This is a genomic window from Streptococcus sp. k-163 (assembly GCF_013277555.1).
In the GTDB taxonomy this organism is placed as follows: Bacteria; Bacillota; Bacilli; order Lactobacillales; family Streptococcaceae; genus Streptococcus.
Map to the genome: position 1 here is coordinate 34,736 of NZ_VMND01000013.1, position 26,349 is coordinate 61,084.

20 protein-coding genes, 1 other RNA gene and 1 pseudogene are annotated in these 26,349 nt (G+C 38.3%); 20 read left to right on the top strand and 2 right to left on the bottom strand.

The window, feature by feature from the left end:
- Positions 1 to 80 precede the first annotated feature (80 nt).
- From HT731_RS05350 to HT731_RS05400, 12 genes and pseudogenes are all read left to right on the top strand, one after another.
- A complete protein-coding gene (locus HT731_RS05350; RefSeq protein ID WP_173278006.1) occupies positions 81 to 935 on the top strand; it encodes a LicD family protein in 855 nt (284 codons plus the stop codon).
- Positions 932 to 1,336: a glycerol-3-phosphate cytidylyltransferase gene (gene tagD, locus HT731_RS05355; RefSeq protein WP_000832255.1), complete on the top strand. Its 405-nt coding sequence runs from the start codon at positions 932 to 934 to the stop codon at positions 1,334 to 1,336. The genes HT731_RS05350 and tagD overlap by 4 nt, the downstream gene beginning before the upstream one ends.
- Before the next feature lies 1 nt (position 1,337).
- Entirely contained in the window at positions 1,338 to 2,393 is a 1,056-nt protein-coding gene (cps4J, locus tag HT731_RS05360; RefSeq protein ID WP_000077423.1) for a capsular polysaccharide biosynthesis protein Cps4J, read from the top strand.
- Between the two features lie 99 nt (positions 2,394 to 2,492).
- Entirely contained in the window at positions 2,493 to 3,722 is a 1,230-nt protein-coding gene (gene cps4K / locus HT731_RS05365; RefSeq protein ID WP_000594470.1) for a capsular polysaccharide biosynthesis protein Cps4K, read from the top strand.
- Complete coding sequence (gene cps4L, locus HT731_RS05370; RefSeq protein ID WP_000695336.1) at positions 3,723 to 4,907, top strand: capsular polysaccharide biosynthesis protein Cps4L; 1,185 nt, start codon at positions 3,723 to 3,725, stop codon at positions 4,905 to 4,907.
- Positions 4,908 to 5,104: 197 nt separating this feature from the next.
- Positions 5,105 to 5,227, top strand: coding sequence for a hypothetical protein (locus HT731_RS09510; RefSeq protein WP_260471342.1), 123 nt, complete (start codon positions 5,105 to 5,107; stop codon positions 5,225 to 5,227).
- A 441-nt stretch (positions 5,228 to 5,668) separates the two neighbouring features.
- Positions 5,669 to 6,538, top strand: coding sequence for a glucose-1-phosphate thymidylyltransferase RfbA (gene rfbA / locus HT731_RS05375; protein WP_173278007.1), 870 nt, complete (start codon positions 5,669 to 5,671; stop codon positions 6,536 to 6,538).
- Positions 6,539 to 7,132: a dTDP-4-dehydrorhamnose 3,5-epimerase family protein gene (locus HT731_RS05380; protein WP_075227276.1), complete on the top strand. Its 594-nt coding sequence runs from the start codon at positions 6,539 to 6,541 to the stop codon at positions 7,130 to 7,132.
- A gap of 11 nt (positions 7,133 to 7,143) precedes the next feature.
- A complete protein-coding gene (rfbB, locus tag HT731_RS05385; protein ID WP_173278009.1) occupies positions 7,144 to 8,193 on the top strand; it encodes a dTDP-glucose 4,6-dehydratase in 1,050 nt (349 codons plus the stop codon).
- Between the two features lie 65 nt (positions 8,194 to 8,258).
- Positions 8,259 to 9,110, top strand: coding sequence for a dTDP-4-dehydrorhamnose reductase (gene rfbD / locus HT731_RS05390; RefSeq protein ID WP_000600906.1), 852 nt, complete (start codon positions 8,259 to 8,261; stop codon positions 9,108 to 9,110).
- Between the two features lie 62 nt (positions 9,111 to 9,172).
- Positions 9,173 to 10,277, top strand: a pseudogene (gene glf / locus HT731_RS05395) (UDP-galactopyranose mutase).
- A 201-nt stretch (positions 10,278 to 10,478) separates the two neighbouring features.
- Positions 10,479 to 12,458 carry a peptide ABC transporter substrate-binding protein gene (locus HT731_RS05400; RefSeq protein ID WP_173278012.1) on the top strand — a complete coding sequence of 660 codons (1,980 nt, stop codon included), beginning with the start codon at positions 10,479 to 10,481 and terminating at the stop codon, positions 12,456 to 12,458.
- Between the two features lie 206 nt (positions 12,459 to 12,664).
- Here HT731_RS05400 and pbp1a read toward each other — a convergent pair whose 3' ends face one another.
- Both pbp1a and recU read right to left on the bottom strand, forming a co-directional pair.
- Entirely contained in the window at positions 12,665 to 14,830 is a 2,166-nt protein-coding gene (gene pbp1a / locus HT731_RS05405) for a penicillin-binding protein PBP1A (RefSeq protein ID WP_173278014.1), read from the bottom strand.
- Positions 14,823 to 15,422 (bottom strand): Holliday junction resolvase RecU, encoded by a 600-nt coding sequence (gene recU, locus HT731_RS05410; RefSeq protein WP_173278016.1) that lies wholly within the window; start codon positions 15,420 to 15,422, stop codon positions 14,823 to 14,825. The genes pbp1a and recU overlap by 8 nt, the downstream gene beginning before the upstream one ends.
- A 66-nt stretch (positions 15,423 to 15,488) precedes the next feature.
- Here recU and HT731_RS05415 point away from each other — a divergent pair, with 66 nt between their 5' ends.
- The 8 genes from HT731_RS05415 to HT731_RS09515 all read left to right on the top strand — a co-directional run.
- Positions 15,489 to 16,016: a DUF1273 domain-containing protein gene (locus tag HT731_RS05415; protein ID WP_173278018.1), complete on the top strand. Its 528-nt coding sequence runs from the start codon at positions 15,489 to 15,491 to the stop codon at positions 16,014 to 16,016.
- A gap of 69 nt (positions 16,017 to 16,085) precedes the next feature.
- Positions 16,086 to 16,415 carry a cell division regulator GpsB gene (gpsB, locus tag HT731_RS05420; RefSeq protein ID WP_049539007.1) on the top strand — a complete coding sequence of 110 codons (330 nt, stop codon included), beginning with the start codon at positions 16,086 to 16,088 and terminating at the stop codon, positions 16,413 to 16,415.
- 20 nt (positions 16,416 to 16,435) lie between these two features.
- An RNA gene (gene rnpB, locus HT731_RS05425) (RNase P RNA component class B) lies at positions 16,436 to 16,816 on the top strand.
- 84 nt (positions 16,817 to 16,900) lie between these two features.
- Positions 16,901 to 18,058, top strand: coding sequence for a class I SAM-dependent RNA methyltransferase (locus tag HT731_RS05430; RefSeq protein ID WP_049533779.1), 1,158 nt, complete (start codon positions 16,901 to 16,903; stop codon positions 18,056 to 18,058).
- Between the two features lie 12 nt (positions 18,059 to 18,070).
- Positions 18,071 to 19,456 (top strand): cell division site-positioning protein MapZ family protein, encoded by a 1,386-nt coding sequence (locus HT731_RS05435; protein WP_140834261.1) that lies wholly within the window; start codon positions 18,071 to 18,073, stop codon positions 19,454 to 19,456.
- A 75-nt stretch (positions 19,457 to 19,531) separates the two neighbouring features.
- Positions 19,532 to 20,956 carry an NADP-dependent phosphogluconate dehydrogenase gene (gene gndA, locus HT731_RS05440; protein WP_125411082.1) on the top strand — a complete coding sequence of 475 codons (1,425 nt, stop codon included), beginning with the start codon at positions 19,532 to 19,534 and terminating at the stop codon, positions 20,954 to 20,956.
- A gap of 11 nt (positions 20,957 to 20,967) precedes the next feature.
- Positions 20,968 to 21,657: a response regulator transcription factor gene (locus HT731_RS05445; protein ID WP_061088388.1), complete on the top strand. Its 690-nt coding sequence runs from the start codon at positions 20,968 to 20,970 to the stop codon at positions 21,655 to 21,657.
- Between the two features lie 615 nt (positions 21,658 to 22,272).
- On the top strand, positions 22,273 to 26,349 hold a 4,077-nt coding region (locus HT731_RS09515; RefSeq protein ID WP_275690306.1), incomplete at its 3' end, for a Rib/alpha-like domain-containing protein.

The following is a 26,349-nucleotide window of genomic DNA, read 5'->3' on the forward strand; positions in this document are numbered from 1 at the left end:
CAAACACTACAAGAGTGGTCTATAATATAAAAATATAAAGAAATACGGTATAGCTATTTCTTTAGAAAGTGGAAATTTAAATGATTAATTACAGCGCAGATGAATTAGATATGATTCAGAAGCTTGAACTCAAAATATTAAAAGAAATTATTCGAATATGTAAAAAAGAAAATATAGAGTATTTTTTAATTGGTGGAAGTGCTCTTGGAGCAATACGTCATGGAGGATTTATACCATGGGATGACGATATTGATGTTGGTATGACACGTGAGAATTATGATAACTTTTTGAGAGTAGCTGAACAGTATTTAGGAGAAGAGTTTTATTTACAATCACCCTCCTCTGATAGAAGATCACCCTATTCTTACAGTAAACTAATGTTAAAAGGGACTTTGTTCTTAGAGTATGCCCAAAGAAATTTAAAAACACAAAGTGGTATTTATGTAGATATTTTTCCATTTGACGAGGTTCCAGACAATGAGATAGAAAATGAGAGACAATTTAAAGCTGTACAGTTTTATAAAAAGTTATATGTGATGAGGATGCTACCTACTGTTTCTAAGGCTCCTGAGAATTTGATTCAAGGTTTAAAAGCTATGCTAAGGAGATGCATTCATTATAGCTTAAAATTAATTCCTAAAAGTTTAATACTCAAAAAAATTGATCAATTTTCTAGATTATATAATGGAACAAATCAATCGGCATTTGCTTGTTTAGATTTTCCAGTAAGAAATGTAGAATATGTTTTAAAAACAACACTATACCCCCTAATTGAACATAAATTTGAGGAAATCACAATTTTATTACCTGGTGATTTTCATCAATACTTGACTACACATTATGGTGAGTACATGAAGTTGCCACCTTTAGAAGAACGTGTTGGGCATAGACCATATTTGATTGATTTAGGAATATATGGAAAGGAAAAAAAATGAAGAGAGTGATTACTTACGGGACTTTTGATTTACTTCATTACGGTCATATCAATTTATTGAAGCGTGCTAAAGATTTGGGAGATTATTTAATAGTAGCTCTATCTACTGATGAATTTAATCTTCAAAAAGATAAGATTTCATATTTCGATTATCAGCAGCGTAAAATTTTGCTTGAATCTATTCGTTATGTAGATTTGGTAATTCCTGAGATTTCATGGGAACAAAAACGAGAAGATGTAAAGAAGTATTATGCTGATATCTTTGTTATTGGTGATGATTGGGAAGGTAAGTTTGATTTTTTGAAAGATGAGGGCGTAGAAGTAGTATATTTACCTCGTACTGAAGAAATTTCTACTACACAGATTAAAGAAGATTTAAACAAGACCAAAGGTGGAAAATAATATGTCACAATTTACAGGAAAAACTCTTCTAATTACAGGAGGGACAGGTTCATTTGGGAATGCGGTTCTCAAGCGTTTTTTAGAAACAGATATCTCAGAGATTCGTATCTTTTCGCGAGATGAAAAGAAACAAGATGATATGCGTCATGAGTTTCAGGTAAAAGTACCAGAAGTGGCTGGGAAAATCCGCTTTTACCTCGGAGATGTGCGGGACTTAGCTTCGGTAAAAAATGCTATGCATGGTGTGGATTATGTTTTTCATGCTGCTGCTCTGAAACAGGTACCTTCTTGTGAATTTTTCCCTGTAGAAGCAGTAAAAACTAACATTTTGGGAACTGAGAATGTCCTTACTGCAGCTATCGAAGCGGGTGTAAAGCAAGTTATTTGTCTTTCTACAGATAAGGCGGCGTATCCTGTTAATGCTATGGGAACATCCAAGGCTATGATGGAAAAGATTGCTGTTGCTAAGTCACGGACGGTAAATCCTGAGCATACAAAGATATGTGTTACTCGTTATGGGAATGTTTTGTGTAGCCGTGGATCTGTAGTTCCTCTTTGGATTGAGCAGATTAAGCAAGGAAATGATCTTACAATTACTGAACCTAGCATGACACGTTTTGTCATGACATTGGAAGAAGCAGTAGATTTAGTTTTATTTGCATTTAAAGAAGGAAAATCTGGAGATATACTAGTTCAGAAAGCACCAGCATGTACGATTGAAGTTTTGGCTAAGGCTGTATCAGAAATTTTTGTCTCAAAACAAGATATTAAGATTATAGGTATTAGACACGGAGAAAAGATGTATGAAACACTACTAACTAATGAAGAGTGTGCAAATGCAATTGATTTGGGTGATTTTTATAGAGTTCCTAGTGATAATCGTAATCTTAACTATGATAAGTATTTCAAAGATGGTAGTACGAATAGAAATTTGTTGACAGAATTCAATAGTAATAATACTGATTTGATGGATGTAGAGCAAGTTAAAAGAAAGTTGCTAGAATTAGATGAAATACAGACAGCAATTCGTGATATGGTAGCAGATGAAGATATGTAAAATCTTTTAAGATACATTAAAATTATCAAGGATATATAATGTATCATGTATTGTCGAGAGAGTTGACTATTAAAATAGCATATAAAACAAGGAGGGGGCATGATTAAAAATATTTTAATTACAGGAGCGAAAGGATTTGTAGGAAAAAATCTTATCTGTACTCTGGAAGCTTTGAAAGATGGACGAGATAGAACTCGTCCTAATTTAGAGATTGGAGAGATTTTTCAGTATGATCGTGATACAGATCCGATTTTATTAGAAGAATATTGTAAGAAGGCTGATTTTGTATTCCATTTAGCTGGTGTCAATCGTCCACAGAATCCTGATGAATTTATGGAGGGAAATTACGGTTTTTCAAGTAGACTATTAGAGATTTTAGAAAAGTATGAAAACACTTGTCCTGTTCTACTCTCGAGTTCTACTCAAGCTAGTTTAGAAGGCCGATTTTCGAACTCTGTATATGGACAATCTAAGCTAGCAGGGGAAGAACTCTTCTTTGAATATGGAAAGAAAACGGGAGCACCTGTCTTAGTTTACCGTTTCCCAAATCTTTATGGGAAGTGGTGTCGCCCTAACTATAATTCTGCTGTAGCAACTTTCTGTCATAATCTAGCTCACGATTTGCCTATTCAAGTAAATGATCCAAGTGTAGAATTGGAGTTGCTGTATATTGATGATTTGATACAAGAGTGTCTAACTGCATTGGAAGGAAATCCTCATCGTTGTAATCTAGATGGATTACAAATCTTACCTAGTCTATCAGGAAATTACTGCTATGTACCAACGACTCATCGTGCAACCTTAGGAGAGATTGCTTCTCTATTAGAAACATTTAAAAAACAGCCTGATAGTTTAGTTATGCCTGAAATTCCTCAAGGATCTTTTGAAAAGAAATTGTATTCTACCTACCTATCTTATTTACCAGTAGATAAGTTTAAGTTTCCTCTAAAAATGAATATAGATGAACGAGGTAGTTTTACGGAATTATTAAAAACAGAAAATGCGGGTCAATTTTCTGTCAATATTTCTAAACCTGGCATTACTAAAGGGCAACATTGGCATCATACTAAATGGGAATTTTTCATGGTTGTTTCTGGTCGTGCTTTAATACAAGAGCGTAGGATAGGGCTGGATGAAAACGGACAAGAATATCCTATTCTGAACTTTGAAGTGTCGGGCGATAAGATTGAAGCAATACATATGATACCGGGCTATGCACATAATATTATTAATCTTTCCGATACAGAAAATTTAGTTACTGTAATGTGGGCTAATGAGTCATTTGATCCTAGCCATCCAGATACTTTTTTTGAACAAGTGGAGAAATAAATGAAAATTAAGACAGATTATAGTGATATTCGTTTTAAAGATAATGGCAAACTTAAGTTATTGATTATTGTGGGAACACGTCCAGAGATTATACGTTTAAGTAGTGTTATTACTAAATGTCGAAAGTATTTTGATGTTGTTTTGGCACATACTGGACAAAACTATGATTATAATTTAAATGGTATTTTCTTCGATGATTTAGGTTTAGACACTCCAGATGTATACATGGATGCTGTTGGAGATGATCTTGGTGCTACTGTAGGGAATATTATCAATACTTCCTACAAATTGATGAATCAAATTAAACCAGATGCTTTATTAATTTTAGGGGATACAAATTCTTGTTTATCAGCTATTGCTGCCAAACGTTTACATATTCCAATTTTTCATATGGAGGCTGGCAATCGCTGTAAGGATGAGTGTCTACCGGAAGAGACTAATCGTCGGATTGTTGATATTATTTCAGATGTTAACTTGGCATATTCTGAACATGCTCGTAAGTATTTACATGAGTGTGGTTTACCTAAAGAGCGCACGTACGTAACTGGTTCTCCTATGGCAGAAGTGTTACATAAAAATTTATCTGCCATTGAGTCTTCAGATATCCATGAACGTTTGGGATTGAAAAAAGGAGGTTATATCCTACTTTCAGCTCACCGTGAGGAAAATATTGATACAGATAAAAATTTTCTCTCTCTCTTTACGGCAATTAATAAATTAGCTGAAAAGTATAATATGCCAATCTTGTATTCTTGCCATCCTCGATCTAAGAAAAGGCTAAAAGAGAGCGGTTTTGAACTAGATAAACGTGTGATTCAGCATGAGCCACTAGGATTCCATGATTATAATTGTTTACAGATGAATGCGTTTGTTGTAGTATCTGATTCGGGAACTTTACCAGAAGAAAGTAGTTTCTTTACTAGTCAAGGTTATCCTTTTCCTGCTGTATGTATTCGTACAAGTACAGAACGTCCTGAGTCCTTAGATAAGGCAGGATTTATTTTGGCAGGTATTGATGAAAATTCTCTTCTACAAGCAGTTGAAACTGCTGTTAGCTTGGCAGAAGATGAGGATTTTGGATTACCGGTTCCAGATTATGTCGAGGAAAATGTCTCTACCAAAGTTGTTAAGATAATACAGAGCTATACAGGGATAGTGGATAAAATAGTTTGGCGGAAAAACTGAACTGCATATTTTTAATAAATTAAAACGGAATAATTAGTTCTTAGTAGAACAAGGAGTAAAATTGAACTGATTTGATAGAAATAGCTTACTTGAGAGTAGAGGGATAGCCATTCTATCGGGTTTTTGGCTTGTTTTTGCGCCTTATGTTTGATAGAATAAAGTAACAACACTTTAACAATTGCAGTGAGGTGAGAATAATGGCAGTAATTTTTAAAGATGTACTTATTGAAGAGAAGACTGAAGAAGAAAAACAACATATTTTATCTATTTTAAATGGTGAGTATAACTTATCTGATGATGTAAGTCGTAGATTAAGATGACTGAATGAGGAAAGTAAACGCTTGGAAGTGTTTGTTAAGGAGACGCACTCACTTGTCTAGTTCGTATTCTGTTAATTAATTGCAATCAATAAGTATCTCATTGTCATTTTTTAACGATTAGGAAGTTAGGGATTTCTAATGACTCTCAGGTTACTATGTATTTTAGTATTGAAAACTAAGAAATGGTGAAATTATGCCTCTTACACAGTTATTTGAAACATTCTTAGAAAATGATTTTTAATTGTATGCAAACAAAGTAGAATTCGCTTATTTCATTTTATGCTAAATATAATATGAAGTAAGTGAATTTTTATAGATAAAGAAGAATTTTTCTGTATTTTTTAGATAATAATTTGAAAAAATGTGATGATTATTTTCCTTTTAGAGTAGTACACAATTAATAGCAATTGACTCTAAAACAACAAAGAAAGGTACCCTACTATGAAAGGTATTATTCTAGCAGGTGGTTCGGGGACACGTTTATATCCTTTGACTCGAGCTGCATCAAAACAACTAATGCCGGTTTATGATAAACCGATGATTTACTACCCACTTTCAACATTGATGTTGGCTGGGATTAGGGATATTTTGATTATTTCAACTCCACAGGATTTACATCGATTCCAAGAGCTTCTTCAAGATGGATCTGAGTTTGGGATTAAACTTTCTTATGCAGAGCAACCAAGTCCAGATGGTTTGGCGCAAGCCTTTATTATTGGTGAAGAATTTATTGGTAATGATAGCGTTGCTCTAATCTTAGGTGACAATATTTACCACGGTCCTGGCCTTTCGAAGATGCTACAAAAGGCCGCAAGCAAGGAGTCAGGAGCAACTGTTTTTGGCTACCATGTGAAGGATCCGGAACGCTTTGGTGTGGTTGAGTTTGATCAGGATATGAACGCTATTTCTATCGAAGAAAAGCCAGAGAATCCACGTTCAAATTATGCAGTTACAGGTCTCTATTTCTACGATAATGATGTAGTAGAAATTGCTAAAAGTATTAGACCAAGCCCGCGTGGTGAATTGGAAATCACAGATGTAAACAAGGCTTACCTAGATCGTGGAGATTTATCGGTTGAGGTTATGGGACGTGGCTTTGCTTGGTTGGATACTGGCACTCATGAAAGTTTGCTAGAGGCGTCACAGTACATCGAGACAGTTCAACGTATGCAAAATGTTCAAGTTGCAAACTTGGAAGAAATTGCTTACCGCATGGGCTATATCAGTCGCGAAGATGTATTGGCCTTGGCCCAACCACTTAAGAAAAATGAATACGGGCAGTATCTGCTCCGTTTGATTGGAGAAGCATAGATGACAGATAATTTTTTCGGAAAGACGCTTGCAGCACGCAAGGTTGATGCAATTCCAGGTATGTTGGAGTTTGATATCCCTGTTCATGGTGATAATCGTGGCTGGTTTAAAGAAAATTTCCAAAAGGAAAAAATGCTCCCACTTGGATTTCCAGAGTCTTTCTTTGCAGAAGGAAAATTGCAAAACAATGTATCCTTCTCACGTAAAAATGTTCTCCGTGGCCTCCACGCAGAACCTTGGGATAAGTACATTTCTGTAGCAGATGGAGGGAAAGTTCTGGGTTCTTGGGTTGATCTACGCGAGGGCGAAACCTTTGGGAATACCTATCAGACAGTAATTGATGCAAGCAAGGGAATCTTTGTCCCTCGAGGCGTGGCTAATGGCTTCCAAGTTTTATCAGATACAGTTTCTTATAGTTATCTGGTCAATGATTACTGGGCTCTTGAACTTAAACCCAAGTATGCCTTTGTAAACTATGCTGATCCAAGTCTTGGCATCGAATGGGAAAATCTTGCAGAAGCAGAGGTTTCAGAAGCAGATAAAAATCATCCACTACTTAAGGATGTAAAACCTTTGAAAAAAGAAGATTTATAAAAGGAAAAAATATGACTGAATACAAAAATATTATCGTGACAGGTGGAGCTGGTTTTATCGGTTCCAACTTTGTCCACTATGTTTACAAGAATTTTCCAGATGTTCACGTGACAGTCTTAGATAAATTGACTTATGCTGGAAACCGAGCCAATATTGAGGAAATTTTAGGCGATCGTGTTGAGTTAGTTGTTGGTGACATTGCGGATGGGGACTTGGTAGACAAGTTGGCTGCTCAAGCAGATGCTATCGTTCACTATGCCGCTGAGAGTCATAATGACAATTCACTGAATGATCCATCACCATTTATCCATACCAACTTCATCGGAACCTATACTCTTTTGGAAGCTGCTCGTAAGTATGATATTCGCTTCCACCATGTATCGACAGATGAAGTTTATGGGGATCTCCCTCTACGTGAGGATTTGCCAGGTCATGGTGAAGGACCAGGTGAGAAATTTACTACTGAAACAAAATACAACCCAAGCTCTCCGTACTCATCAACTAAGGCTGCTTCAGACTTGATTGTCAAAGCCTGGGTACGATCATTTGGTGTCAAGGCAACGATTTCTAACTGTTCAAATAACTACGGTCCTTATCAACACATTGAAAAATTCATCCCACGTCAGATTACTAACATCCTAAGTGGAATCAAGCCAAAACTTTACGGTGAAGGTAAGAATGTTCGTGACTGGATTCATACCAATGACCATTCTTCAGGTGTTTGGACAATCTTGACAAAAGGGCAAATTGGTGAAACCTACTTGATTGGGGCTGATGGCGAGAAAAACAACAAGGAAGTGTTGGAACTTATCCTTAAGGAAATGGGACAAGCTGAGGATACCTATGATCATGTTACTGACCGTGCAGGACATGACCTTCGCTATGCGATTGATGCAAGCAAGCTCCGTGATGAGTTGGGGTGGAAACCTGAATTTACCAACTTTGAAGCTGGGCTCAAGGAAACAATCAAGTGGTATACAGATAACCAAGAATGGTGGAAAGCAGATAAAGAAGCTGTTGAAGCCAATTATGCTAAGACTCAGGAGATTATTACAGTATAAAAAGCAGGAAATCGCTGCTTTTTATTGCTATATTGGGAAGAGTTGCAAATAAGAAAGGGATAGAGATGATTTTAATTACAGGGGCAAATGGCCAATTAGGAACTGAACTTCGTTATTTATTGGATGAGCGTAATGAAGAGTACGTAGCAGTAGATGTGGCTGAGATGGACATTACCAATGCAGAGATGGTTGAGAAAGTTTTTGAAGAGGTGAAACCAACTTTAGTCTACCACTGTGCAGCCTATACTGCTGTTGATGCAGCAGAGGATGAAGGAAAAGAATTGGACTATGCTATCAATGTTACGGGGACAGAAAATGTCGCCAAAGCATCTGAAAAGCATGGTGCAACTCTAGTTTATATTTCCACAGACTATGTCTTTGACGGTAAGAAACCAGTTGGACAAGAGTGGGAAGTTGATGACCGACCAGATCCACAGACAGAATATGGCCGCACTAAGCGTATGGGAGAAGAGTTAGTTGAGAAGTATGTGTCTAATTTCTATATTATCCGTACTGCCTGGGTATTTGGAAATTATGGTAAAAACTTTGTTTTTACCATGCAAAATCTTGCGAAAACTCATAAGGTCTTAACAGTTGTAAATGACCAGCATGGTCGTCCGACTTGGACTCGTACCCTGGCTGAATTTATGACATACCTAGCTGAAAATCGCAAGGAATTTGGTTATTATCATTTGTCAAATGATGCGACAGAAGACACAACTTGGTATGATTTTGCAGTTGAAATTTTGAAAGATACAGATGTGGAAATCAAGCCAGTCGATTCAAGTCAATTTCCAGCAAAAGCTAAACGTCCGCTAAACTCAACAATGAGCCTTTCTAAAGCTAAAGCTACTGGATTTGTCATTCCAACTTGGCAAGATGCCTTGAAAGAATTTTACAAACAAGAAGTAAGATAAGCAATAGAATGATTTTCTAGTCTGATAAAAGAAGTATACAATGAACTCCAAAGGAGCATAAGATGTACGATTATCTTATGGTTGGTGCTGGTCTTTTTGGTGCAGTATTTGCTCATGAAGCAGCCTTAAAAGGAAAAAAAGTAAAAATCATTGAAAAACGGAATCATATCGCGGGTAATATCTATACTCGTGAAGAGGAAGGAATTCAAGTTCACCAGTATGGTGCTCATAATTTTCCATACTTCTGATAAGGAGATTTGGGACTATGTAAATCAGTTTGCAGAGTTTAACCGTTACCCAAACTCTCCAGTTGCAAATTATGAGGGAGAGATTTATAACCTACCTTTTAATATGAATACCTTCAATAAACTTTGGGGAGTTATAACGCCAGCAGAAGCACAAGCTAAGATTGAGGAGCAACGAGCAGTTCTAAATGGTAAAATTCCTGAAAGTTTAGAAGAACAGGCAATCTCTCTTGTAGGTACAGACATCTACGAAAAATTAATTAAAGATTATACTGAAAAACAGTGGGGTAAACCAACTACGGAACTTCCAGCCTTTATCATTCGCCGTTTGCCAGTACGCCTGACCTATGATAACAATTATTTTAATGATACCTATCAAGGGATTCCAATTGGTGGCTACACTCAAATAGTTGAAAAGATGTTGGATCATGAAAACATTGATGTAGAAACAAATGTTGATTTCTTTACGAATAAAGAGCAATATCTGAAAGATTTTCCTAAGATTGTCTTTACTGGTATGATTGATGAATTCTTCGACTATAAGTTAGGTGAACTAGAGTACCGTAGTCTTCGTTTTGAAAGCGAGATCTTGGATATGGAGAATTACCAGGGAAATGCAGTTGTCAACTATACGGATGCTGATACCCCATATACTCGCATTATTGAACACAAACATTTTGAGTTTGGGAGTCAAGCAAAGACTATCATTACTAAAGAACATTCCAAAACATGGGAAAAAGGTGATGAGCCTTATTATCCAGTTAATAATGATCGTAATAATCATTTGTATAAATCGTATAAAAAATTGGCCGATGAGCAAGGGAATGTTATCTTTGGTGGTCGTTTAGGACACTATCGTTATTACGATATGCACCAAGTAATTGGAGCAGCCTTGCAGTGTGTGAGAAATGAGTTAGATTAAATAAGTAAAATTGACCACCAGTTCTCATTTATAAAAGTATTAAAAATTCCTTGACTATGTAATGTAGTTGAGGGATTTTTTGATATTATTCATATTTTTGCAAACTTATTGTTTAAAAAATAATTTTCAAAAATTCAGAAAATTGTATTGACAGGACTTGAAAAAGGGTCTATAATGAATAAAAAAACAAAGGAGAAGACTATGAAAACAAGAAAAGTATTGGCTCTTGCGGGAGTGACTTTATTAGCAGCGGGTGTTTTAGCTGCTTGTTCAGGGGGCTCAGGCGCTAAAGGTGAACAGACCTTTGCATTTACATACGAGACAGATCCAGATAATCTCAACTATTTAACAACCAGTAAGGCAGCTACTTCAAACATTACTAGTAATGTCATTGATGGATTACTTGAAAATGACCGCTATGGGAATCTTATTCCCTCTATGGCAGAAGACTGGTCAGTTTCTAAGGATGGCTTGACTTATACTTATGAGATTCGTCAGGATGCCAAGTGGTATACTGCAGAAGGTGAAGAGTATGCTCCTGTTAAGGCACAGGACTTTGTGACAGGTCTTAAATATGCAACAGATAAGAAATCACAAGCCCTTTACTTGGTACAAGATTCAATCAAAGGTCTAGATGCCTATGCAAAAGGTGAGACTACAGACTTTGCTCAAGTTGGGATTAAAGCCCTTGACGATCAAACAGTCCAATACACCTTGAACAAACCTGAAACTTTTTGGAATTCTAAAACAACTATGGGTGTACTTGCGCCAGTCAATGAAGAGTTTTTGAACTCAAAAGGGGATGATTTTGCCAAAGCTACGGATCCAAGCAGTATCTTGTATAATGGTCCTTATTTGTTAAAATCTCTTGTGGCTAAATCTTCCGTTGAATTTGCGAAAAATCCTAACTACTGGGATAAGGACAATGTTCATGTTGACAAGATTAAATTGTCATTCTGGGATGGTCAAGATACCAGCAAACCAGCAGAAAACTTTAAGGATGGAAGCTTTACAGCAGCTCGTCTCTATCCAACAAGTGCAAGTTTCGCAGAGCTTGAGAAGAGTATGAAAGACAATATTGTCTATACTCAACAAGACTCGACTACGTATCTAGTGGGAACAAATATTGATCGTCAGTCCTATAAATATACTTCTAAGACTAGCGACGAACAAAAGACATCTACTAAAAAGGCTCTCTTAAACAAGGATTTCCGTCAGGCTATTGCCTTTGGTTTTGATCGTACAGCATATGCTTCACAAGTGAACGGTGCCAGTGGTGCAAGCAAAATCTTGCGTAATCTCTTTGTGCCACCAACATTTGTTCAAGCAGATGGGAAAAACTTTGGCGATATGGTCAAAGAAAAATTAGTAACCTATGGGGAAGAATGGAAGGATGTTAATCTGGCTGATGCACAAGATGGTCTCTACAATCCAGAAAAAGCCAAGGCCGAATTTGCCAAGGCTAAGTCAGCTTTACAGGCAGAAGGCGTGACCTTCCCAATTCATTTGGATATGCCAGTTGACCAGACAGCAACTACAAAAGTTCAACGTGTTCAATCTTTCAAACAATCGGTTGAAGAAACCTTGGGTACAGATAATGTCGTAATTGATATTCAACAACTACAAAAAGATGAAGTCTTGAATATTACCTACTTTGCTGAAACAGCAGCTGGGGAAGATTGGGATATTTCAGATAATGTTGGTTGGTCTCCAGACTTTGCGGATCCATCAACTTATCTCGATATTATCAAACCATCAGTTGGTGAAAACACTAAAACCTACCTTGGCTTCGATTCTGGTACAGATAATACTGCAGCTAAAACTGTAGGTCTAAACGACTATGAGAAATTAGTAACTGAAGCTGGAAATGAGACAACAGATGTAGTAAAACGATATGATAAATATGCTACAGCCCAAGCTTGGTTGACAGATAGTGCCTTGATTATCCCAACAACAACACTTACTGGTCGCCCAATCTTGTCTAAGATGGTACCATTTACGATGCCGTTTGCCTTCTCTGGTAACAAGGGGACAAGTGATCCACTCCTATACAAATACTTGGAACTTCAAGATAAGGCAGTCACTGTAGATGAATACCAAAAAGCTCAAGATAAATGGATGAAAGAAAAAGAAGAATCCAATAAAAAAGCGCAAGAAGACCTTGCAAAACATGTAAAATAAAGGTAAAGGAGTTGGTTTGTAGCCGACTCCTTTTATATTCTTCGAAAATCTCTTCAAACCACGTCAGTTCTATCTGATGACTTCAAATCCGTGCTTAGAGTTGCTTGTGGCTAACTTTCCTAGTTCGCTCTTTGATTTTTATTGAGTATTAGCTATCTTGTAGTAAAAAAATCCTGAGAATTTCTAACTCTCAGGATTTTTCGTGTTTACTGTTGTGGTTGTTGAAATTGAGGGGCCTGTGGTTGTTGTTGGATTTGTTGGCCAGGTTGTCCCTGATTTGGATTCGTTGGAGCAGGATTATTTGATTGTTGACCAGGAGTAGGTGTTACTTGTGTACTTGTATTTTCATTTGTGGTAGAGGGATTCTCTACTTCTGATTGTGTTTGTTGTGTATCAGGAGTACTCCATGTATTTCTTGCTCCGTTTAGGAATACGAACTGCCCGTTTCTATATAGTCCCTCAGGCATTGTCCAATCTCCAGGATGGTTATTTTGAGTAAGGTAGCTCATCATGCTACGATAAACTCTAGCAGCAACTGTGAGACCATCACCTACAATAGGAGTGAGACGGTTGCTATAACCTGTCCAAACGGCCATTGAATACTTACGAGTATAACCGACAAACAGTTCATCCGGAGCTACAAGTTGATTCGACTTGATATGATTTTCAATTTCTTCATCGGTATAGTTAGAAGTACCTGTTTTCCCTGCTTGAGGAATTCCAGGCAGATAGGCGTTGTAACCTGTTCCAGATGTCAAGACTGTTTTCATCATTTCTGTCATCATGTAGGCAGTAGACTCTTTCATAGCTCTTGTACCAGCGTCAGAAAATTCTTTTTCACTACCATCACTAAAGACGATTTTATTGATGTACATTGGTTTGTGGTAAATACCGCCATTTGCGAATGCAGCGTAGGCTGCAGCCATTTTTTCACTGCTTGCCCCGTATTGTTTACTAGATTCAGTTGTATTACTTGAAATAGCATTTGAATAGTGTATTACAGGATAGTCAATTCCTAAACCATTTAGGAAGTTTTTAGCTCTGTCTAAACCAACCTTGTTTAGTGTCTCAACGGCAGGTACGTTACGAGATTGTTGAAGGGCATATTGCAGAGTAATATTACCAAAATATGCTCGATCCCAGTTGTAAACAGGGGTACTTGTACCAGGATAGTTATAAGGAATATCGTGGACAGTAGTTGCAGTTGAATCGTATACACCGTATTCTAAGGCTGGGGCATAATCAGTGATTGGTTTCATGGTTGATCCCCAGTCACGGTTGGTTTCCACAGCTTGGTTGGTACCAAATGAAACGTTACTTGCTTGGTGACGTGCTCCAAGTTGAGCGATGACTTTACCATTGGAAGTATCTACGATAGTTGAGGCTACTTGAAGGTCATCATCTGGATAAGAGACATACTCATCTGTATTGTAAATATCCCAAAGTCGTTGTTGAATTCCCTTGTCTACATTTGTGTAGACTTCCATCCCAGTAGTAAGAAGATTATATCCAGTTTCGTGCTCTACTTGTTCAATAACCTCTTTTAGATAGTTATCCATATATGCTGGATAAGTAGCAGCCGACTTAAGACTTTGTAAACCATCAGTGATAGGTGTGTTGACGGCTTTTTCATATTGCTCAGCACTAATGTAATCTTGCCCTCTCATTTCTGAAAGAACTAAATTACGACGGTCTAGTGCTGCTTCCGGATGAGAGTAAGGATCGTATTGGTTAGGTGCCTGAGGCATACCTGCTAGCAAAGCTAATTGAGGTAAAGATAAATCCTTTAGATCTTTTCCATAGTAATTTTGGGCTGCTGTCTGCATTCCATAATTACCATTTGACATATAGACCTTATTGATGTAGTAGGTAAGAATTTCCTGTTTGGTAGCTTTTTGTTCCAATTGGATAGCGAGCCAAGCCTCTTGTGCTTTTCGAGAGATGTTTTGATCCGAAGTTGATGTTGAGAAATAGGTTAACTTAATCAACTGCTGGGTTAGGGTTGATCCACCTTGTAAAGAATTACTTTGTAAGTTACGTAAGAAGGCTCCCATAATACGAATTGTGTCTATCCCTCTGTGGTCAAAGAAGCGATGGTCTTCGATAGACACGATGGCTTTGACTAAATCAGTAGGAATTTCATTGGCCTGAGCGTTCACTCGGCGTTCAGAGCCCAGGTCGGCAATGAGTTCGTTATTATTGTCGTAAATTTTGCTAGAAGTTGTCGCAACTAATTTACTATCTGATAGGGCTGGAGCTTTGCTCACAAAATAGAGGAAAACTCCTCCACCCAATAGAAATAATGCGATAAAGAGAGTTAGGAAAAAAATCCCAGTATACTTTACTATTCGCATAAGAATGTATTTATTCATCTTGTTTACCACCTAGTAAATGTTCTTTGATGACATCGAGATAGGGAATTTGCGGAAATGCCCCTAGTTTTATCTGGTAACCGTATTCTCGTATGTATCCAAGTGGCATTGATTTTTGCCCCTTATCTTGATGATAGAAGCGAATCAAATCATGTGCCGGTAATAAGTAGGTTTCTTGCTGAGAAGAAAAGTGAAGAAGGACAAAGCAGATTCCTTGTTGGGCAAGGACTTGTTCCATATGCTGAATCTGATGTGGATGGAAATTTTTCATCGGAATCGCACGTTTTTGTTTTGTTTCCTTGGCTTCAAAGTCGATGTAATATCCTTTATAAACGCCAGAATAGTCTGTCGTTGAAGCTTGTCGAAAATAGGCTTCAACAATCTTGGCACGACTTCGTTGTGGATAGTCCACTCGTACGATTTGAATAGGAGTCGGTTTTTTGTGTATAACTGCCAATCCCTGAGACAAATAGTAGTCGTTGGTAGCATTGATCATCTTTTCAAAAGACATTCCTCTGTTTGCGAAATTTTTGGATTGAGAAAGAGAGGCTTGTCTTTTTTGGGATGAAATTTTATGAGGATAGTTGACCATAATTCTCCTTATTGGTACAATAACATCACTCTATTATACCATAATTTTACACAGAAAGGGTTAAAAATGACTACAGCTTTGGTTTTGGGCTATTCTGCTTTTGATTTGGGTTTATTTTCTGACAAGGATCCTCGTCTGAAATTGATTAAAAAAGCGATACGTAAAGATTTAGAGGCTATGGCAGCAGATGGGGTGTCTTGGCTTGTGTTTACAGGGACTTTAGGATTTGAATATTGGGTTCTAGAGGTTGCGCAGGAGATGAAAACAGAATATGGCTTTCAGTTGGCCACCATTTTTGCTTTTGAAACCCATGGGGAAAATTGGAATGAAGCCAATCAGCTGAAACTGAGCCGTTTTAAGCAGGTAGACTTTGTCAAATATGCTTATCCTCGCTATGAACACGCGGGGCAGCTAAGAGATTACCAGCAGTTCTTACTGGAAAATACGAATAGTTCTTATCTTTTTTATGATGAAGAAAATGCAACGAAACTAGCTTATTTTTACCAAAAGATGAAAAATCAAGAGGACTATTTTGTAAAGAGATTAACATTTGATCAGCTAAATGAACTTGCTGAAAATTTTTCCGAAAATTGAAGCTTTGACCTTGATTTTTGTTTGTCTTTTTTTATATAATAATACTAGCAACTGAGAATGGAGAGAGACATGGCAGGTATTATTTTTTCGGCGAAAGATATTTTTGAACAAGAGTTTGGACGTGAGGTCCGTGGCTATAGTAAGGTAGAAGTTGATGAGTTTTTAGACGATGTCATCAAGGACTATGAAACCTATGCTGCCTTGGTCAAGTCACTTCGTCAGGAAATTGCTGATTTGAAGGAAGAATTAGCTCATAAACCAAAACCTTCACCAGTTCAAACAGAACCTCTTGAAGCTACAACAACAAGTTCTATGACGAACTTTGATATTTTAAAACGTTTGAATCGTCTTGAAAAAGAAGTGTTTGGTAAACAAATTTTAGATAACTCAGGATTTTAAGAGCTTATTTAAAAAGTGCAATTTTTGGATAATCGCGTGAAGAGAATTTCTTTTCATGAGGAAAGTCCATGCTAGCACAGGCTGTGATGCCTGTAGTGTTTGTGCTAGGCGAAACCATAAGCCTAGGGACGAGAAATCGTTACGGCAGTTGAAATGGCTAAGTCCTTGGATAGGTCAGAGTAGGCTTGAAAGTGCCACAGTGACGGAGTCTTTCTGGAAACAGAGAGAGTGGAACGCGGTAAACCCCTCAAGCTAGCAACCCAAATTTTGGTCGGGGCATGGAGTGCACGGAAACGAACGTAGTACTCTGACTGCTATCAGCTAGAGCTGTTAGTGGTAGACAGATGATTATCGAAAGAAGTGGTCCTAGTCACTTCTGGAACAAAACATGGCTTATAGAAAATTGCATATAGGTTGGGGCTGAGAAATTTTCTCAACCTCATTTTTTAAAGTGGACATATAGAAAGGTCTTGTAAGACTGTAAAATGAAAAAAGAATTTAATTTAATTGCAACTGTGGCAGCTGGTTTGGAAGCTGTCGTGGGAAGAGAAGTGCGAGAGTTGGGCTACGATTGTCAAGTTGAAAATGGACGTGTGCGTTTTCAAGGAGACGTGAGAGCTATTATCGAAACCAACCTCTGGCTTCGGGCAGCAGATCGTATCAAAATTATCGTAGGAACCTTTCCAGCTAAGACTTTTGAGGAACTGTTTCAGGGAGTTTTCGCTTTAGATTGGGAAAATTATTTACCACTCGGAGCTCGGTTCCCGATTTCAAAAGCCAAATGTGTTAAGTCCAAACTTCACAATGAACCAAGTGTACAGGCAATTTCTAAGAAAGCTGTTGTCAAGAAATTGCAGAAACACTATGCTCGTCCAGAAGGTGTTCCTCTGATGGAGAATGGCCCAGAGTTTAAGATTGAGGTTTCTATTCTAAAGGATGTGGCAACTGTCATGATTGATACGACAGGATATAGCCTCTTTAAACGAGGTTATCGTACCGAAAAGGGTGGCGCTCCTATCAAGGAAAATATGGCGGCAGCCATTTTGCAACTTTCTAACTGGTATCCAGACAAGCCTTTGATTGATCCGACCTGTGGTTCGGGGACTTTCTGTATCGAGGCTGTCATGATTGCTCGAAAGATGGCACCAGGACTTCGTCGCTCTTTTGCATTTGAGGAATGGAACTGGGTCAGTGATCGTTTGATCCAAGAAGTGCGCACAGAAGCGGCCCAAAAAGTGGATCGTGAACTGGAACTGGATATCATGGGTTGTGATATTGATGCTCGCATGGTGGAGATTGCTAAGGCTAATGCTCAGGCAGCTGGTGTTGCAGGAGACATTACTTTTAAGCAGATGCGCGTGCAGGATTTGCGTTCTGATAAAATCAACGGTGTGATTATCTCCAATCCGCCTTATGGTGAACGTTTATCAGATGATGCAGGGGTGACCAAGCTTTATGCTGAGATGGGTGAGGTTTTTGAACCTCTCAAGACTTGGAGTAAGTTTATCCTAACTAGTGATGAAGCCTTTGAAAGCAAGTATGGTAGCCAAGCGGACAAGAAGCGTAAACTGTATAACGGAACCCTGAAAGTGGATCTGTATCAATATTTTGGTCAGCGTATCAAACGCCAAGAAGTAAAGTAGGAAGGTAAACTCATGACTAAGAAGAGACGGGATCGTCATAAAAATGAAGGACAAGAACCGCGATTTGATTTTGATGAAGCAAAAGAGTTAACAGTTGGTCAAGCTATTCGTAAAAATGAAGAAGTAGAAGCAGGGGTATTGCCTGAAGATTCCATTTTAGATAAGTATCTCAAGCAACACAAAGATGAAATTGAGGCAGATAAGTTTGCGACTCGCCAATACAAAAAGGAGGAATTAGTCGAAACGCAGAGTTTGGACGATCTTATCCAAGAGATTCGGGAGGAGACAGCTGTTGAGCCTACGATAGTAGAGAATGATTTCATCCAGTTTGATGACTTAGAATCTACACAAGTGACAGAAACTCCTTTTGATGAGGAATTTGACACTGAGGAGGCAGTCGAAACAGAGTATCCAATGGTGGATAGTGAAGATGGGAAAAGCGTTAAGAAACAGATTCTTTATGGCTTGTTAGCTGCCCTAGGAATTCTTATTATTGGGACTGGTTATTATGTTTATCGTCAAGTTACTCGCTCAACACAGGAAATCCAAACGGCTCAATCATCGTCTAGTGAGCAGAATGTTCAGCCTATTTTAGAAGATTTTAATAGTCAATACGATGCCTTCTACACAGATAGCAATAAAACAGCTTTGAAGAATAGCCAGTTTGAAAAGCTACCTCAACTCAAGGCTTTACTTGATAAGCTGGAAGGTACTCGTGAACATACGCTTGCCAAATCGAAATATGACAGCTTAGAAACGCAAATCAAGGCCATCCAAGAAGTCAATGCACAATTTGAAAAACCAGCTATTGTGGATGGTGTTCTAGATACCAGTGTCAAAGCCAAATCGAATGCTAAATTTACAGATATTAAAACTGGGAATACTGAGATTGATAAAGTGCTAGATAAGGCTATTAGCCTCGGTAAGAGCCAGCAAACAAGTACGTCTAGCTCAAGCTCAGGTCAAACTAGCAGTTCTAGTCAAGCAAGTTCAAATTCTTCTACCGACAGTACTACAAGTAACGCCAGTCCATCTTCAAGCGCCTCATCAAACAATTCAGTTTCTGCGCGGGATGATAGCTATGGTGGTTTATCAAGTTCTGGAGTCAACCTACAAAGAGCTTCAAGCCGTGTACCGTTCAATCAATCAGCTGTAGATGATAGTAACAACTCTGCTTGGGATTTCGCGGATGGCGTTTTGGAACAAATTTTAGCGACTTCACGTTCACGTGGTTATATCACTGGTAACCAATACATCCTTGAACGTGTCAATATCGTTAATGGCAATGGTTATTACAACCTCTACAAGCCAGATGGAACCTATCTCTTTACCCTTAACTGTAAGACAGGTTACTTTGTTGGAAATGGTTCTGGACATGCGGATGACTTGGACTACTAAGCAGTCGTTACAAAATTCTTTCTTTTCAAAAGTAAAAATGATAAAATAAAACAAATTAAACAAGAGGAGTGTCAAATGACAAAAGCTAACTTTGGTGTCGTAGGTATGGCCGTAATGGGTCGTAACCTTGCCCTTAATATTGAATCTCGTGGTTACACAGTTGCTATCTACAACCGTAGTAAAGAAAAAACTGAAGATGTGATTGCTTGCCATCCTGAAAAGAACTTTGTACCAAGCTATGACGTTGAAAGTTTTGTAAACTCAATCGAAAAACCTCGTCGTATCATGCTGATGGTTCAAGCTGGACCTGGTACAGATGCTACAATTCAAGCCCTTCTTCCACACCTTGATAAAGGTGATATCTTGATTGACGGAGGAAATACTTTCTACAAAGATACCATCCGTCGTAACGAAGAATTGGCAAACTCAGGTATCAACTTTATCGGTACTGGGGTTTCTGGTGGTGAAAAAGGTGCCCTTGAGGGTCCTTCTATCATGCCTGGTGGACAAAAAGAAGCCTACGAATTGGTTGCGGATGTTCTTGAAGAAATCTCAGCTAAAGCACCAGAAGATGGCAAACCATGTGTGACTTACATCGGTCCTGATGGAGCTGGTCACTATGTGAAAATGGTTCACAACGGTATCGAGTATGGTGATATGCAATTGATCGCAGAAAGCTATGACTTGATGCAACACTTGCTAGGCCTTTCTGCAGAAGATATGGCTGAAATCTTTACTGAGTGGAACAAGGGTGAATTGGACAGCTACTTGATCGAAATCACAGCTGATATCTTGAGCCGTAAAGACGATGAAGGTCAAGATGGACCAATCGTAGACTACATTCTTGATGCCGCAGGTAACAAGGGAACTGGTAAATGGACTAGCCAATCATCACTTGACCTTGGTGTGCCATTGTCACTCATCACTGAGTCAGTATTTGCACGTTACATTTCAACTTACAAAGAAGAACGTGTACATGCTAGCAAGGTTCTTCCAAAACCAGCTGCCTTCCAATTTGAAGGAGACAAGGCTGAGTTGATTGAAAAAATCCGTCAAGCTCTTTACTTCTCAAAAATCATTTCATACGCACAAGGTTTTGCTCAATTGCGTGTAGCTTCTAAAGAAAACAACTGGAACTTGCCATTTGCAGACATCGCATCTATCTGGCGTGATGGCTGTATCATCCGTTCTCGTTTCTTGCAAAAGATTACAGATGCTTACAACCGTGATGCAGATCTTGCTAACCTTCTTTTGGATGAGTACTTCTTGGATGTTACTGCTAAGTACCAACAAGCAGTACGTGATATCGTAGCTCTTGCTGTTCAAGCTGGTGTACCAGTGCCAACATTCTCAGCAGCTATTACTTACTTTGATAGCTACCGTTCAGCTGACCTTCCAGCTAACTTAATCCAAGCGCAACGTGACTACTTTGGTGCCCACACTTACCAACGTAAAGACAAAGAAGGAACATTCCACTACTCTTGGTATGACGAAAAATAAGTAGGTCTGCCATGGGGAAACGGATTTTATTACTTGAGAAAGAACGAAATCTAGCTCACTTTTTAAGTTTGGAACTCCAAAAAGAGCAATACCGAGTTGATCAGGTTGAGGAGGGGCAAAAAGCCCTCTCCATGGCTCTTCAGACAGACTATGACTTGATTTTATTGAATGCTCAACTGGGGGATATGACAGCTCAGGATTTTGCAGATAAGCTGAGTCGGACTAAGCCAGCTTCAGTGATCATGGTCTTGGACCATCGTGAAGAATTGCAAGATCAGCTTGAGGCAATCCAACGCTTTGCCGTTTCTTACATCTATAAGCCAGTTATTATTGAGAATCTGGTAGCTCGTATTTCAGCGATTTTCCGAGGTCGGGACTTTATCGACCAACACTGTAGTCAGATGAAGGTTCCAACTTCTTACCGCAATCTGCGTATGGATGTAGAACATCATACCGTTTATCGTGGCGAGGAGATGATTGCTCTGACTCGTCGTGAGTATGACCTTTTGGCTACTCTAATGGGAAGCAAGAAAGTTCTGACTCGTGAGCAGTTGTTGGAAAGTGTCTGGAAGTATGAAAGTGCGACCGAAACCAATATCGTGGATGTCTATATCCGTTATCTACGTAGCAAGCTTGATGTAAAAGGTCAAAAAAGCTACATTAAAACCGTGCGTGGTGTTGGTTATGCCATGCAAGAATAGAAAGGCAGTCACGGTCGTGTAACTGCTGTTTGAGCTCTATACTATCTGTAACAGGAATTCCTGAACTCCAGATAGTATGGGGCTTTTTTTGAAGAGGCAAAAATGCAGGTCCCTAGATGTCTTGTAAGGCTTCAAAGAGATGGTCAGAGAGAATGACTTTTTCTTGACATTAGTTTATACTCAATGAAAATGAAAGAGCAAACTGGGAAGCTAGCTACAGGTTGCTCAAAACACTAGTTTTGAGGTTGCCGATGGAAGCTAACGTGATGTGAAGAGATTTTCGAAGAGTATTGGTATCTGATAAGCTTTTCTTTCATAGTTCTCTACTTTTTGATACTCAAAAGGGATGAGCTAGCTTCAGGTGTAGTTAATATACTCTTTATAAGTATTCGAAAAAATGGAATTTATCATAGTTTTGAAGAAAATGGGGATTTTATTTTTGTTGAAATATTATAATATAATAAATGCTTCAAATTCTGAAATATTCTGAAAATAATGGAAAATAATAAATAATAATTAATATAATTGACAAATCTGATTATATAAATTATAATGTTGAGTGTATGTGTATGTGTATTACATGCTATTTTTTAGAAATCAAAAGGAGAAAATGTAATGTATTTTAATCGTAAAAATGCAGAGCAAAAGAACTGGAGAATGATCAAAAAAGGAAAGCACTTCCTATTCGGTTGTTCTCTTGTTTTTGCGGTCGGAGCTAGCTTAGCTACTCAAGTGGTTCATGCAAACACAGCAGAAACTACTGTAGCAAATAACTCGACTACTGGGGATGTTAACCCTACACCGAACGGAGATGGCAAGACCTATGAGGCACCTGCTGCTGTAGCAGAAATCAAGCCAGAAGTTGCTACAACACCAGCTGTAGCAGAAAAACTTGATGGAGAAACTGCAAAAGAAGTTAAAACTTTAGACAAAACTAAACTAGAAAACTACATTGCAGAAATCGAAGCAAAATTAGCTAACGGAACATACGAAAACAAAACAGAAGAGAGTGTTGCGGTATTAAAAGCTGACTTAGAAGCTGCAAAAGCTACATTAGCAAACGCAACAACTCAAGCAGAAATTAAAAAAGCTTACAGCAAATTAGTAACTACAGCGAACACTAAATTAAAAAACAAACCTGTAGAGAAAAAAGAAACTCCAGCAGTAGACACTACTAACGGACAACCAACTGTAGGTAAAAAAGCAGAAAACACTGAGAAAAAATCAGAATCTAACTCAATCGAAAACACAGGATCTAACGACTCACGTAACGGTAAAGCATTAGATAAGAATAATGCTTTTAGAGCGGAAGTTGCCTATTCAGAAGGTACAAATGCAGCCGCAAATGGTCATAGTGATACCTATATCCTTAATGATGTTAATAAAGCCACGTCTACAGATGACGCTGTTAATGCAGTTTCTAGAGTTACAAATTATAAAGTTAAATATAATAAAGACGCTAGTGGGAAGATTACTTCATTAGATTGGCTTGTCTTTTATAATGATCATGCAGAAAATCTATCTAATACGTATAATACAGATGGAGGAGATGTATATCGAAATTTCATCCAAATTCCTGCAGAAGTTAATATGCCAACTAGCATTACACGTGCAAAATATAACTCTCCAATCCAAGGTAAATTAAATCCTAAAACTAAAAAACTTGAACGTACAAAACCTGATGGTTCAGCATTGAGTAGTTCTGTAACGTTTGAAAATCCAGCACCAGCTACAGCTGCTGGATTACCATTAGACAAAAAAGATACCTTTTCTCTGGCTTCTGGTTGGGAAAGTGGTATCTATGGTCGTTCTATAGAAAAACTTGCCGGTCAGGAGGACAGATATTTCAAGAGTGCGGCATCTAATTCTTCTCCGAGAACTAAAGAGTTATTGGATAATGTTGCCTTGAATGACAAACGTTTGATTGTGGATCGTTCGACTACGGGTGGTTCAGGTTATGATGGCTATGCATGGAGTTTTAGAACTGAAGTTCCTGCAACAACATCTAACGAACAGTTGAAAGATATGAAGGTTGTGTTTGGTATGATGCGTAGCGCCACTGCTGGTGCCAATGCAGGTTTCGCCAACATTGCAACTAACCCTATAAAGATGTGGCAGTCTGATGTTTCCACACCAACAGCGAAAGATCAAACTGTAAAAGTTGGTCAAAAACCAGATGCGACAAAATCAATTGGAAACTTAGATACTCTTCCAAAAGGAACAACAGTTAAGTACAAGGATGCAGTAGATACACAAACTCCAGGTGAAAAACGAGCAACAGCAGTTGTAACTTACCCGGATAAATCTACAAAAGAAGTTCCTGTAAAAGTAATTGTTGAAAAAGAAGCAGTAGCACCAGCTAAGCCAGTTACTCCAAAACCAGAAGCACCAAAACCAAGCACGCCAGCGCCAGATGCAGCAACTAACAAACCAGCGGCAGGTGCAGCAACTAACAAACCAGCGGCAGGTGCAGCGACTAACAATCCAGCAGCAACACCAACAACTAGTGGTCCAGAAATTGTCAATGATTTGGCAGGTAAAGCAAGTACGCCAGCGGATGTGACTATCAAAGCACCAGCAGGTTCAACTGTTAAGCTTTACAACACAGATGGTGTTGTGATCGGTGAAGCGGTAGCTAACGACCAAGGTGTAGCAACTGTTCACCCTACAAACAGTCTTCCAGAAGGAGAGATTACAGCTACTTCAACACCAGCAGGTGGAACAGAGTCAGCTAAGAGTGCACCGATTACAGTTACGAAAACACCATTAACTATTATTGATGGTGGGGTTACTGGTAATAATGATACTAGACTATTAGTAAGTAAAGAGACTATTACAGTATATCCTGGTGATAAAATTGATGTTGATGTTGTAGCTCAAGCTACAGCTTTAGAGAAATTTTCAGTTGAGAAAAATCCGACAGCTATAAAAGGAGTATTACCATCAGGGGGATACCTAGGATCTTCAAATGGAGCTACGATTAACCAACGTGATGCTAAATATAGTGGTACTGTTGCAATGGATCAGCCAGCAGGAACTAACAGTATTGTCTTTCATGCAAGTAATCGAGATAAACCAACAAAGATATACAGAGAACTTAAAGTAATAGTCCTTGAGACTGCTAAGAAATATGAACCAGTTGCAGGTACAAAAGTAGATATTGCAGATTCTAACGGCGTTAGTGAAACTGAAAAGAACAAGATTATCGAAGCAGTGAAATCTGCTAACCCGAGTCTTCCAGCAAATTCACAATACAGTGTGGATGAAAAAGGAAATCTTACTATCACTTATCCTGATGGATCAAAAGATAAGATTGCAGCAGCATATCTAGTAAATCCAGCAACTCCAGTAGTAGCTCCAACAGTAGAGATTCCTTACTCTAATAAAGCTACTAAAGAAGTTTATGTATACGGTGGGGAAGAAAATTCATTCGATATCAAATTCAAAGATGATAGCGGAAAAATTGCAAGTGCTACTGTAAAACAAGGTGGTAACAAAGCATTTGCTGATGTTGCAGGTGAAGCAAATACTATCAACACTCAGTATGGATTTAAAGCAAATGTTATCAATGCTGAAACTCCAGCGACAGCAGATGCACCAGCAGTCATTACTTACTCAGGTACTCCAGCAGCAACAGATGGTTTATCAAAAGAAAGACTAGATGCAGCAACTAAAGGAGAAAATCCAGAAGGTTTGGCTTTGGGATGGCGTTATGCAACTGCGACGGATAAAGATGGTGCATATATTGAGAATGGAGCAACAAATGCTTCAAACGCAACGGACCCAGGTTCATTCCGTGTCATGCTTAAGGGACAAACTCAAAAATATGACATTGCAACACCAACTGAAAAAGTTACTGTAGCAGATCCAGCTAACGTAACAGATGCTGACTTGGCTAAAATCAAAGAGAAGCTTCAACTTGAGTACTCTCAAAACAACGATGATGCTAACTTAGCAGACAAAAAAGGTACAGCTGTAGCTGATAAAGATGCTAAGATCCAATCAGTAACAAAAGATGACAAAGGAAATCTTGTTGTAACCTATAAAGATGGTTCTCAAGATAAAAAACCATTGTCAGAATTTGTAACTAAAGAAACAACAGCAGTAGCACCAACAGTAGAGATTCCTTACTCTAATAAAGATACTAAAGAAGTTTATGTATACGCTGGAGAAGAAAACTCATTCGATATCAAATTCAAAGATGATAGCGGAAAAATTGCAAGTGCCACTGTAAAACAAGGTGGTAACAAAGCGTTTGCTGATGTTGCAGGTGAAGCAAATACTATCAATACTCAGTATGGATTTAAAGCAAATGTTATCAATGCTGAGACTCCAGCGACAGAAAAAGCCCCAGCAGTCATTACTTATTCAGGTACTCCAGCAGCGACAGATGGTTTAGCAAAAGACAAACTAGAGGCAGCAACTAAAGGAGAAAATCCAGAAGGTATGGCTTTAGGATGGCGTTATGCAACTGCAACGGATAAAGATGGTGCATTTATTGAGAATAAAGCAGTAGGTAGCTCAACTGCAACTGATCCAGGTGCATTCCGTGTCATGCTTAAGGGTCAAACTCAAAAATATGACATTGCAACTCCAACTGAAAAAGTTACTGTAGCAGATCCAGCTAACGTAACAGATGCTGACCTGGCTAAAATCAAAGAAAAAGTCCAACTTGAGTACTCTCAAAACAAC

Coding starts and splice junctions, on each gene's coding strand:
- tagD (WP_000832255.1), top strand. CDS start 932: ATGAAGAGAGTGATTACTTACGGGACTTTTGATTTACTTCATTACGGT.
- rfbB (WP_173278009.1), top strand. CDS start 7,144: ATGACTGAATACAAAAATATTATCGTGACAGGTGGAGCTGGTTTTATC.
- HT731_RS05350 (WP_173278006.1), top strand. CDS start 81: ATGATTAATTACAGCGCAGATGAATTAGATATGATTCAGAAGCTTGAA.
- HT731_RS09510 (WP_260471342.1), top strand. CDS start 5,105: ATGGCAGTAATTTTTAAAGATGTACTTATTGAAGAGAAGACTGAAGAA.
- gndA (WP_125411082.1), top strand. CDS start 19,532: ATGACAAAAGCTAACTTTGGTGTCGTAGGTATGGCCGTAATGGGTCGT.
- rfbD (WP_000600906.1), top strand. CDS start 8,259: ATGATTTTAATTACAGGGGCAAATGGCCAATTAGGAACTGAACTTCGT.
- pbp1a (WP_173278014.1), bottom strand. CDS start 14,830: ATGAATAAATACATTCTTATGCGAATAGTAAAGTATACTGGGATTTTT.
- recU (WP_173278016.1), bottom strand. CDS start 15,422: ATGGTCAACTATCCTCATAAAATTTCATCCCAAAAAAGACAAGCCTCT.
- HT731_RS05430 (WP_049533779.1), top strand. CDS start 16,901: ATGAAAAAAGAATTTAATTTAATTGCAACTGTGGCAGCTGGTTTGGAA.
- cps4K (WP_000594470.1), top strand. CDS start 2,493: ATGATTAAAAATATTTTAATTACAGGAGCGAAAGGATTTGTAGGAAAA.
- HT731_RS05415 (WP_173278018.1), top strand. CDS start 15,489: ATGACTACAGCTTTGGTTTTGGGCTATTCTGCTTTTGATTTGGGTTTA.
- gpsB (WP_049539007.1), top strand. CDS start 16,086: ATGGCAGGTATTATTTTTTCGGCGAAAGATATTTTTGAACAAGAGTTT.
- HT731_RS05400 (WP_173278012.1), top strand. CDS start 10,479: ATGAAAACAAGAAAAGTATTGGCTCTTGCGGGAGTGACTTTATTAGCA.
- HT731_RS05380 (WP_075227276.1), top strand. CDS start 6,539: ATGACAGATAATTTTTTCGGAAAGACGCTTGCAGCACGCAAGGTTGAT.
- HT731_RS05445 (WP_061088388.1), top strand. CDS start 20,968: ATGGGGAAACGGATTTTATTACTTGAGAAAGAACGAAATCTAGCTCAC.
- cps4J (WP_000077423.1), top strand. CDS start 1,338: ATGTCACAATTTACAGGAAAAACTCTTCTAATTACAGGAGGGACAGGT.
- HT731_RS05435 (WP_140834261.1), top strand. CDS start 18,071: ATGACTAAGAAGAGACGGGATCGTCATAAAAATGAAGGACAAGAACCG.
- cps4L (WP_000695336.1), top strand. CDS start 3,723: ATGAAAATTAAGACAGATTATAGTGATATTCGTTTTAAAGATAATGGC.
- rfbA (WP_173278007.1), top strand. CDS start 5,669: ATGAAAGGTATTATTCTAGCAGGTGGTTCGGGGACACGTTTATATCCT.